At 36.9% G+C, this 11414-nt stretch carries 10 protein-coding genes; 1 reads left to right on the forward strand and 9 read right to left on the reverse strand.

The genetic code is table 11. From position 1 onward, the window contains the following. Positions 1-14: 14 nt before the first annotated feature. From QV06_RS11720 to QV06_RS06805, 9 genes are all read right to left on the reverse strand, one after another. Positions 15-152: a hypothetical protein gene (locus QV06_RS11720; RefSeq protein WP_156541999.1), complete on the reverse strand. Its 138-nt coding sequence runs from the start codon at positions 150-152 to the stop codon at positions 15-17. Positions 153-243: 91 nt separating this feature from the next. Continuing rightward, positions 244-459 carry a hypothetical protein gene (locus QV06_RS06770; protein ID WP_065237478.1) on the reverse strand — a complete coding sequence of 72 codons (216 nt, stop codon included), beginning with the start codon at positions 457-459 and terminating at the stop codon, positions 244-246. A 282-nt stretch (positions 460-741) separates the two neighbouring features. Beyond that, on the reverse strand, positions 742-2544 hold the full coding sequence (locus QV06_RS06775; protein WP_065237479.1) for an AMP-dependent synthetase/ligase: 1803 nt from the start codon (positions 2542-2544) through the stop codon (positions 742-744). 144 nt (positions 2545-2688) lie between these two features. After that, positions 2689-3666, reverse strand: coding sequence for a murein tripeptide/oligopeptide ABC transporter ATP binding protein OppF (oppF, locus tag QV06_RS06780; RefSeq protein ID WP_065235301.1), 978 nt, complete (start codon positions 3664-3666; stop codon positions 2689-2691). Continuing rightward, positions 3663-4661, reverse strand: coding sequence for an ABC transporter ATP-binding protein (locus QV06_RS06785; protein ID WP_082985062.1), 999 nt, complete (start codon positions 4659-4661; stop codon positions 3663-3665). Before QV06_RS06785 ends, oppF begins: the two co-directional genes overlap by 4 nt. A gap of 10 nt (positions 4662-4671) precedes the next feature. Then, positions 4672-5583: an oligopeptide ABC transporter permease OppC gene (gene oppC / locus QV06_RS06790; RefSeq protein ID WP_065237481.1), complete on the reverse strand. Its 912-nt coding sequence runs from the start codon at positions 5581-5583 to the stop codon at positions 4672-4674. A 15-nt stretch (positions 5584-5598) separates the two neighbouring features. Next, the gene (gene oppB / locus QV06_RS06795; protein ID WP_065235304.1) at positions 5599-6519 is read right to left on the reverse strand and encodes an oligopeptide ABC transporter permease OppB; all 921 of its coding nucleotides are present in this window, start codon (positions 6517-6519) and stop codon (positions 5599-5601) included. Positions 6520-6592: 73 nt separating this feature from the next. Then, on the reverse strand, positions 6593-8233 hold the full coding sequence (locus QV06_RS06800) for an ABC transporter substrate-binding protein (RefSeq protein WP_065237482.1): 1641 nt from the start codon (positions 8231-8233) through the stop codon (positions 6593-6595). A 224-nt stretch (positions 8234-8457) separates the two neighbouring features. Then, positions 8458-10095, reverse strand: coding sequence for an ABC transporter substrate-binding protein (locus QV06_RS06805; RefSeq protein ID WP_065237483.1), 1638 nt, complete (start codon positions 10093-10095; stop codon positions 8458-8460). Between the two features lie 208 nt (positions 10096-10303). Between QV06_RS06805 and selD the strand changes: the two genes are divergently transcribed. Next, positions 10304-11389, forward strand: a complete 1086-nt coding sequence (gene selD / locus QV06_RS06810; protein ID WP_065237484.1) for a selenide, water dikinase SelD — start codon at positions 10304-10306, stop codon at positions 11387-11389. Positions 11390-11414 lie beyond the last annotated feature (25 nt).

Here is an 11414-nt window from a genome sequence, read left to right on the forward strand (position 1 = left end):
TTAATAATGCAAGTTTATGTCTTAACTTTATAGACGCTATCCACACCAGCACCATCTAAACCTAAATAGATTCTTAAATGTTTGATTTCTGGATCAGTAGATAAATCTTTAAATACAATCTTATATTTTTCTTCTTTGAATAGTAAAAACATACCCTACACTAAAATCTTCATCTCCTAAGTTTAATTTCTCTCTCCATAAGTAATAGTCATTATTATCTATATAGAAATAGAGTTTGCCTTCTTAAACTAGTATTTGGGGAATATATTCAAATTCATAAGTGGCACCATCAGCTTTAAGTGGAACCGGAAATACCTTTTCGGGCAATGCAGATCTCGATACATCACAAACAATATGACTACACAACCCGAGTAAAAAGATAATGAAAGCTAGTAATAAATATTTTATTACTTTAAAGCCTAAATATTCTGAGGTAGAGGTATTTATTTCTTCTTCCATATATACGCATTAATCCAGTTAAAAATATGAACGTGGTATCGCTGTATAATGCTTACTATCTCCTTTATCTACTTAAATTTTTTATCTTATACAGGGGATACAGACTTAACTGATAACTATACTAAACGATAATAACCAAAATCAATGTCTAAGCGTGATCAGCACATAAAATCACAAAAATACGCAGTAAAATGATGAATGATAAGACAGATAAGGAGAGGACAAAAAAACAGCTTAACTAAAACCTAGTTAAGCTGTTTTTATTTGTTGGAGTAGTGATTTCTACTGATACATTTTTTCAATCAAATGGCGATAACGTTCTAAAATCACCTTACGGCGTAGTTTTAACGTTGGTGTAATTTCACCTAGCTCAGTAGAGAACGCTTGAGGTAATAAAGTAAACTTTTTAATTTTCTCAAACCCTTGCAATTCTTTTTGCAACTCATTGATCCGCTTTTCAAACATCTCAATAATTGCTGTATGTTTAATCAAATCTAAACGATTCTGATACTGGATATTTAATTTTTTCGCATACTCTTCAAGCGTATCAAAACAAGGCACGACTAACGCAGAGACATATTTTCTTGCGTCAGCAATCACCGCAATCTGCTCAATTAACTTATCTTGCAAGAACTTACCTTCTACTAATTGCGGTGCAATATATTTTCCAGTTGAAGTTTTCATCAACTCTTTAATACGATCAGTCATAAATAAATTACCTTGCTCATCAAGATAACCAGCATCGCCTGTTTTCAAGAAACCATCCATAGTAAAACTTTTCGCAGTTTCTTCTGGATTTTTATAATACCCTTTCATCACACCGCCACCTTTGACGAGAATTTCATTTTCCTCACCAATTTTCACGGTAGTGCCAATCATCACTTTTCCAATCGAGTTAGAATCAAAGCCAAAATCAGGCCAACAAGATACTGTTGCTGTGGTTTCTGTCATACCATAACCTAACTTAATATTGACCCCAATTAGATGGAAAAAACGCCCAATTTGTGGTTCTAGTTTTGCTCCACCGCATGGCATCATTCTAATACGACCACCAAGTAAGTTACGTAACTTATGAAATACTAAACGTTCTGCAACATTATGTAATGGTTGTAACCAAACAGGTAATGGTTGTTGTTTTTGGCGATAATGTAATGCAAGTTTACCAATCCGCAATGCACTATAAAAAATTTGACGGCGCAACCAAGGCGCTTGTTTCACTTTATCATGTACAGCCGCATAAATTTTTTCATAGAAACGTGGTACAGCACACATCAAGGTTGGTTTAACTGCCACTAACGCCTGCTTAATTTGTTGTGGATCCGATAAATAAACATTTACCGCACCTTGTGACAATACATAAGCCACCCAAGCACGTTCAAAGATATGTGATAACGGTAAGAACGATAAGGAAACATCTTTGCTGTCAATATTCATTAACGTTTGCTTATGGGTAGCGAGTTGATGGGCAAGATTATGATAATCCAACATTACCCCTTTTGGCTCGCCTGTTGTCCCTGAGGTATAAATCAAGGTAAACAGATCATCCATTGTTTTAGTTTGCAAACGTTGCGTTAATTCTGGTTGGGCTTCCGTTGTCGCCGATTGTAAGAAAGTTTGCCAATCTATACCAATCTCAGCGTCACGTAAATCTAATGGCTGCATTGCCACCACTTTTACTAATTGCGGACAACGAGGCACAATAGATAACGCCACATCATACTCTTTTTGATTACCAACAAATAACACCTTCATATCAGAGTGATTCACAATATATTCTGTTTGGTATTCATTATTTGTTGCAAAAATCGGCACTGTCACACCACGCATCTGTAAAATTGCAAAATCAGCAATAGTCCATTGCGGCATATTTTGGGCAAAAATCCCTACTTTATCTTGTACTTGTAAACCAAGTGATAATAAAGCTAATGACAACTGTTCACTCTGTTGGCGAAAGTTTTGCCAAGAAATATCATGGTGTTGGTGGTGTTCATCAAAATAGCGTAATGCTGTTTGTTGAGATAATTTTTCACTTTGTTGGTGAATAACATCGACAAAATGGACGAGTTGTTGAGAATGGTGTTGCATTGTGAATGCGTTTCCTTAATTTCAGCTAACATCTGTGCGCAAATATACCATTCTTATATAAAAAATCCAGTGCTTTTACTGCCTAGAAACACAATCGCCCATTGAATTATCAATGGGCGATCTAATTTGTGATTTAGCTCACATTTATACCTTAAAACAAGCAACAAGATGTTGTGCTTCTCCTGTCAGACGAGGTTTTTCTAAGGTACATTCCGTATCTGCTAATAAACAGCGGGTACGGAATACACAACCTGAAGGCGGATTAATCGGTGAAGGTAAATCACCTTCTAATAACTGAATCGTTTTGCCCTTTTCTAAATCGGGATCAGGAATTGGCACTGCTGACATCAATGCTTTTGTGTAAGGATGTTTCGTTTCATGATACACCTTATCGTAAGTTCCTAATTCTACTGCATTCCCTAAATACATAACTAATACACGATCAGAAATATGTTTTACCACAGCTAAATCATGAGCAATAAAGATCAGCGATACTCCCATCTCCTTTTGCAAAGATTTTAATAGGTTTACTACCTGAGCCTGAATAGAAACATCTAAAGCAGAAACTGGCTCATCACAAATAATTAATTTTGGCTCAACAATTAAAGCACGAGCAATCCCAATACGCTGACATTGTCCGCCTGAAAATTCGTGAGGGTAACGGTTGATCAAGTTCGGTAACAATCCAACTTTTAACATCATTGCTTGTACACGCTCTTTTACTTCCTCAGCAGATAATTCAGGGAAATAAATTTTCAATGGTTCGGCAATAATGTTACCAATCGTCATACGTGGATTTAATGATGCCAACGGATCTTGGAAAATCATCTGGATATCTTTGCGCGTACTATGCCACTCTTTGTCAGATTGACTACTTAAATTCTTACCTAACCAAAGAATATTACCACCAGCAGATTTTACTAATCCAATAATGGCACGCGCTAACGTTGATTTACCACAACCTGATTCACCTACTACGCCTAACGTTTCACCTTCATATAATTTAAAAGAAACGTGATTTACCGCTTTTAAGGTCTGCTTTTTCTTAAAGAATAAACCTTCATTTCCTTGTACTTGGAAATGTACGCTAAGATCATCAACTTCTAATAATAATTTTTTCATTCTGCTCTTCCTCTTAGAATCATTTCCTCAGCACTGATAAAGCACGCACGTAAGCGATTATTTGCAAAACGGCTTAATGCCGGCGCTTCCAAACATTGTTCTGTCGCAAACTTACAACGTGGTTGAAATGGGCATCCAGTAGGAAGATGCAATAGATTCGGCGGATTTCCTGGAATAGTAATTAATTGATCTTCTTCAGTATCTAAACGTGGCACAGCATTAATTAAGCCAACTGAATAAGGGTGTGTTGGTTGATAGAAAATCTCTTTTGCTGAACCATATTCCATCGTACGCCCAGCGTACATCACTAATACTTGATCACAGCTTCCTGCTACTACGCCTAAATCATGGGTAATCATAATGATTGCCGTATTAAATTCACGCTTAAGATCATTCAATAATGCCATGATTTGTGCCTGCACTGTCACATCTAACGCAGTCGTTGGCTCATCTGCAATTAACAGCTTTGGACGACATAACAACGCCATCGCAATCATTACCCGCTGACGCATACCGCCAGAAAATTCATGTGGATACATATCCATTCTTTTACGCGCTTCTGGCATTTTTACCGCATCTAACATCTTGACGGATTCTTCAAAGGCTTGTTTGCGATCATAGCCTTTATGCAGAATCAATACTTCCATTAATTGCTCACCAATCTTCATATAAGGATTAAGTGAAGTCATTGGATCTTGGAAAATCATGGCAATTTGTTCTGCACGTAAGCGGTTAAGTTGGGCTTCTGGTAAACCTAAAATTTCTTCACCATTAAAACGAGCAGAACCTGACGTTCTACCGTTATCCGCTAATAATCCCATTAGCGCAAAAGCAGTTTGTGATTTACCTGAACCAGATTCCCCTACAATACCAAGCGTTTCACCGGCATTTAAGGTAAAGGTTAAATTATTTACTGCTGTCACTTCGCCATCAGGTGTCTTAAAAGTGACTCGTAAATCTTGAACATCAAGGAGAGGTTGTTTTTCGTTTTTCATTTTTCTCACCTTATCGATCTTTTGGATCAAGTGCATCACGCAAACCATCACCAATAAAGTTAAAACAGAATAATGTGATGACTAAAAAAATTGCTGGGAAAATTAATAGCCAAGGTGCGGCTTCCATTGATTTTGAACCATCATTTAATAATGCTCCCCAACTGCTTAGTGGCTCTTGTGTACCTAGCCCTAAGAAACTTAAGAAAGATTCAAATAAAATCATTCCCGGCACTAATAATGAAGCATAGACCACCACAACACCTAATACATTCGGCACAATATGACGCCAAACAATTTGACGAGAAGAAACCCCACATACGATCGCGGCTTCAATAAATTCTTTGCGTTTTAGGCTTAATGTTTGCCCACGTACAATCCGTGCCATATCTAACCAAGACACCATTCCAATGGCGACAAAGATTAATAGAATATTTTGCCCAAAGAACGTAACTAATAAAATCACAAAGAACATAAATGGGAATGAATAAAGAATCTCTAAGATGCGCATTAATACTGCATCAGTTTTCCCGCCGATATAACCTGCTGTCGCGCCATAGAGTGTTCCTACTAAAACAGCAATCAATGCTCCAGCGATTCCAACTAATAATGAAATACGACCGCCAATCGCTAAGCGAACTAACAGATCTCGCCCAGAAGAGTCTGTACCAAAATAGTGCATTGATTCAAAATCTGGTGGATTAGTCATCATTTCCCAATCAGTATCATCATAGCTAAATGGCATTAGCATCGGTGCAAACACCACAAAGAACACAATAAAAAAGAGAATAATTAAACTGGCAACTGCTGCTTTATTGCGGAAAAAACGGCGTCTAGCATCTTGCCATAAACTACGCCCATCAACAGTTTCTAATTGTTCGCCCAACTTTTGCATGAGGGCTTGATTTTCTTTTGGTTTTAACATCTTTTACCTCATCCTTTAGTAGCGAATTTTTGGATCAATCACAGCATATAAAATATCAACAATCGCATTAAACACGATAGTTAAAGTACCCACTAAAATGGTTAAACTTAATACTAATGAGTAATCACGATTCAATGCACCATTCACAAATAACTGTCCAATCCCCGGTAATACAAAAATACTTTCAATTACCATTGATCCTGTAATAATCCCTACAAAAGCAGGTCCCATATAAGAGATAACAGGCAGTAATGCTGGGCGTAATGCGTGTTTCAATACAATACGACGCATTGGTAAACCTTTCGCTTTTGCTGTACGAATAAAATTGGAATGTAATACTTCAATCATCGAACTTCGCATAATCCGAGCAATACTGGCAATATAAGAGAGAGAAAGTGCAACCATCGGCATTAACATATAGATAAATTGTCCGTTATTCCAACCGCCTGATGGTAACCATTTGAGAATAATCGAAAAAATAAGGACTAATAATGGTGCCACCACAAAACTCGGCACTACAACACCTGTCATTGCAAACGTCATTATCAAATAATCTAACCATTTATTTTGTTTTAAAGCTGCAATGACGCCAGCAGAAATACCAAAAAATAGCGCCAATAAAAACGCTGAAAAACCGAGTTTTAATGAAACTGGAAAAGAATCTGCGACAAGTTGGTTTACCGTATAATCTTTATATTTAAATGAAGGACCAAAATCGCCGTGTGCAAGATCTTTTAAATAGATACCATACTGGACTAATAATGGTTCATTTAAATGATACTTTGCTTCAATATTCGCAATCACTTCAGGCGGATAATTCTTTTCACTCGAAAATGGACTACCCGGTGCTAAGCGCATCATAAAGAAGGAAACTGTAATCAGAATAAATAGTGTTGGGATCGCCTCTAAAATACGGCGAAAGATTAATTTAAGCATATACACATCCCACAAAATTTAGCAAAAACACCCAATCCATAACAATCTATGGATTGGGCTATAACAGAAAGAATTAATGTTTAATGATATAAACATCTTTTAAGTAGTAATTTTGACTTGGGTGTGCATCCGCAAAACCTTTTACCCAAGGTTTAATTAAACGAGGTTGTACATAATGATAAACAGGTACCATTGCTGTATCTTTATCTAATTGAGCTTCTGCTTTTGCATAAACTTCAGCACGATCAGCATCTGTTTGTGCTTTAAATGCAGAAGCAATTAGATCATCGTATGCTTTACTCTTATAGAAGGCAGTGTTGTTCGCACTATTAGATAAATAATAGTTCAAGAAGGTACTTGCTTCATTATAGTCCGCACACCAACCTGCTCTTGCCATTTGGAAGTTACCTTGATGACGAGAATCTAAGTAAGTTTTCCACTCTTGATTCTCTAAATTAATATTCACAATACCTTGTAAATTTTTCTTCCAGATAGATTGTGCCGCAATCGCCAATTTCTTGTGGTTGTCAGAAGTGTTATATAGCAAATTAAAATTGAGTGGTTTTGACTTGTCATAACCAGCTTCTTTTAACAATTTAATTGCTTCTTCGTTACGTTTCTTTTGATCCCAGCTAGCCCATTCTGGATTTTTCATCTTCTCTGCACCATTGATAAATGGTGGAGTAAAGATATACGCAGGTGTTTGACCTTGTTGTAAGATCTTATCAGTAATGATATTACGATCTAATGCTAATGACAGTGCTCGGCGGACTTTTTCATTATCAAATGGCGCTTTCGCTGTATTTACTTCATATAAATAAGTACAAAGTAATGGCGAAATATGTAACTCATCTGGTAATTCTTTTTTAACTTTCGCAAATAATTCAATTGGAATTTCTTTACCTGTCATATCTTCATCACCAGCACGGTAACGTGCAATATCGGTTGCAGAAGACTCAATTGGTAATAAAGTTACTTTGGTTAATACTGTTTTTGCATTGTCCCAATAATGTGGGTTACGCTCTAATACCGCTTTTTCATTCACCACCATTGATTTCAACACAAACGCCCCATTACCAACGATATTTTCTGGCGCGGTCCATTTATCACCAAATTTCTCTACCACTTTTGGATTGACTGGTGATAACACATAGTGTTCAACTAATTTATCAACATAAGGTACTGCTTCTGTTAAATGTAGAACTAAAGTGCGGTCATCTTTTGCTTCAACGCCAAGATCAGTCACAGGCGCTTTACCTGCAATAACTTGATCAGCATTTTTAAGTTTAAGGAAATCTAAGAAAGTTGAATAAGGAGAGGCTGTTTTTGGATCAGCTAAACGTTGCCATGCATACACAAAATCACCTGCTACGACAGGATCACCATTTGACCATTTTGCTTCTGGACGAAGATGGAATGTCCATGTTTTAAAATCTTCACTATGATCCCATGAAGTTGCGACACCAGGAAGAATATGACCTTTTTCATCTGAGGTTACTAAAGTTTCAAATAATTGATGTGCATAATTACCTTCAACATCCCCTTCCATTTTTTGTGGATCTAACGTTGCTGGGTTTGCACTAATGTTCCATACTAATTCTTGTTTGTCTGCTAATTGTGTTCCTGCTGGCACATTCGCCGCTATCGCACTTGTTGCTATACCCCCCAAGCTTATCGCTACAAATAGCAAAGATTTCTTAAATGGTTTTTGCATGCTTCACTCCTTAAAAAATAATGATTTCTTCTACCGAAATGTAGAATTAGTTCTAATTAATAAAGTAAATCTGGCTATTTGTAAATAACGCCTTTGAGATTTACTATATTATTAGTCATTTTTTTCAGTCTTTATAGATAATTTCTCTACTAATTTGCTTATTTAATAGACGAAAATAAAGCTCATAATAAAAACGATGGACAAATTGTCCATCGTTCTAAATCTTAATGTTTAAGAATATAAACATCTTTTAAATAGTAGTTTTTCGCTGGATGATTAGCTGCAAAACCTTTCACCCAAGGTTTCACTAATCTTGGTTGAACATAATAATAGACATTAATTACTGCACTATCTTTCACTAAGATCTGTTCTGCTTTAACATAAATCTCTGCACGTTCTTCATCTGTCTTAGCTCGGAAAGAAGACGCAATCAATTCGTCATATTCTTTATTCTTATAGAAAGCACGGTTGTTAGCACTATTTGATAAGAAATAATTTAAGAAGGTTGTTGCTTCATTATAATCAGCACACCACCCGGCTCGTGCCATTTGTGAGTTACCTTGACGCCGAGTATCCAAATAGGTTTTCCACTCTTGATTATCTAATGTCACATCCACAACACCCTGAAGATTTTTCTTCCAAATTGATTGTGCGGCAATCGCCAATTTTTTGTGATTATCCGAAGTGTTATATAACAACTTAAAATTCAGTGGATGTGATTTATCGTAGCCAGCCTCTTTTAATAATTTCAACGCTTCTTCATTACGTTTCTTTTGATCCCAACTTGCCCATTCTGGATTTTTCATCTTTTCTGCACCATTAATAAACGGTGGTGTGAACAGATAAGCGGGGGTTTGTCCTTGTTGCAAAATCTTATCCGTCATAATATGGCGATCTAATGCAAGAGATAATGCTTTACGTACCTTAGCATCATTAAACGGTGGCTTAACGGTATTCATTTCATAAGTATAAGTACATAAGACTGGTGGGGTATAAATTTCGTTCGGTACTTCTTTTTTCAATTTTGCGAACAATTCTATTGGTAATTCCTTCCCTGTCACATCCTCATCACCAGCACGATAACGCGCGACATCTGTTGCTGCTGACTCAATTGGCAATAATGTCACTTTTGTTAATACCGTTTTTGCATTATCCCAATAATGCGTGTTTCTTTCTAAAATGGCTTTTTCATTGACTACCATCGAAACAAGTTTAAATGCACCATTCCCCACTAAATTACCCGGTTTTGTCCACGCATCACCAAATTGCTCAACGACCTTTTTATTAACTGGTGAAAGCACGTAATGTTCCACCAATTTATCAACATACGGCACAGCCTCTGTTAAATGTAATACCAATGTATGATCATTTTTCGCTTCCACACCTAAATCTTTAACTTGAGCTTTGCCTTCTAAAACTTTGTCCGCATTTTCTAATTTCAAAAAATCTAAATAGCTCGCATAAGGTGAAGCTGTGTTTGGATCAGCTAGACGCTGCCAGGCATACACAAAATCCTGTGCAGTAACAGGTTCACCATTTGACCATTTTGCTTCTGGGCGAAGATGGAATGTCCAGGTCTTAAAATCATCGGTATGTTCCCAAGAAGTGGCTGCACCCGGCAAAATATGTCCCTTTTCATCTGAAGTCACTAATGTTTCAAAAATTTGTCTAGCAAAATAGCCCTCTACATCGCCCTCCATCTTTTGTGGATCTAACGTTGCTGGATTAGCACTAATATTCCAAACTAGCTCTTGTTTCTTCGCAAGATCCGCACCGGCGGGTACATTGGCTGCTGTTGCTACACCTGTCATTGTTAAACCTAATGTAGCAACAAGTAATGATTTTTTAAATAAGGTTTGCATAACCTATTCTCCTTCAGTCAATATCTTCTACCCGATGTAGAATTGCTCAATTAATAACTAAAATTTAACATTTTGTAAATAAAGCGATTACTTAAATCAGCTCATTTATCCATCTTTATTTTAAAAATGTGATCAAAATTGTTTTTTACGCAAGTTAAAGTGTTAAGCTATAGTAAAAATTCTTTAAGCTAAAACGGAGTGAATGCTTATGACAAATCACGCAAATAGCAATATTGATTTTGAAAATACAGTTGCAGATGTAATACGTTTAACCCAATACAGTCACGGCGCTGGCTGTGGATGTAAAATATCTCCTAAAGTTCTTGAATCTATCCTACATACCGAAATTGAAAAGTTTATCGATCCTCATCTTCTGGTTGGCAACGAAAGCAAAGATGATGCGGCTGTTTATGATATTGGTAATGGTATGGGGATTATTAGTACCACCGATTTTTTTATGCCGATCGTTGATGATCCGTTCACTTTTGGTCGAATTGCCGCTACAAATGCAATTAGCGACATCTTTGCCATGGGAGGAAAACCGATCATGGCAATAGCTATTTTAGGCTTTCCAATTAAACTTTTGCCGCCTGAAATTGCTAGACGTATCGTTGAAGGAGGGCGCCAAGCTTGTAAAGAAGCTGGAATTGCATTAGCTGGAGGACACTCTATTGATTCACCTGAACCTATTTTTGGGCTTGCTGTAACAGGAATTATTCCAATTGAAAAAGTGAAAAAAAATAATTCCGCACAGGCAGGTTGTGAATTATATCTCACTAAACCTTTAGGTATTGGCGTTTTAACTACTGCCGAAAAGAAAGGCAAATTGAAACCAGAACATCAAAGTTTAGCCGCACAAGTGATGTGTCAAATGAATAAGATTGGTGCCCAATTCTCTGAACTTGATGGCGTTACGGCGATGACTGATGTGACCGGGTTCGGTTTATTAGGACATTTACTCGAAATGTGCGAGGGTTCAAATGTAGCGGCAGAGGTTGATTTTGCTAATATTACCACTCTTGATGGTGTGTATGATTATATTGAGAAAGGCTGTATTCCAGGTGGTACAGAACGTAACTTTGATAGCTATGGTCATCATGTTAGCCCTCTTACCTCACAACAAAAAGCGGTACTTTGTGATCCACAAACCTCTGGTGGCTTACTCGTCGCAGTAAAACCAGAAGCCAGACAAGCGTTATTTGCTTTAGCAGAACAGGCGAATATTCATTTAATCCCTGTTGGGCGATTAATCGAAAAATCTGCCGAAAACGATATATTAGTGACCGTTAAATAGAGGAAAACCACGCTATTACTAGCGT

Origin of the sequence: Gallibacterium genomosp. 3 (genome assembly GCF_001678475.1) — a bacterium.
GTDB lineage: Bacteria > Pseudomonadota > Gammaproteobacteria > Enterobacterales > Pasteurellaceae > Gallibacterium > Gallibacterium faecale.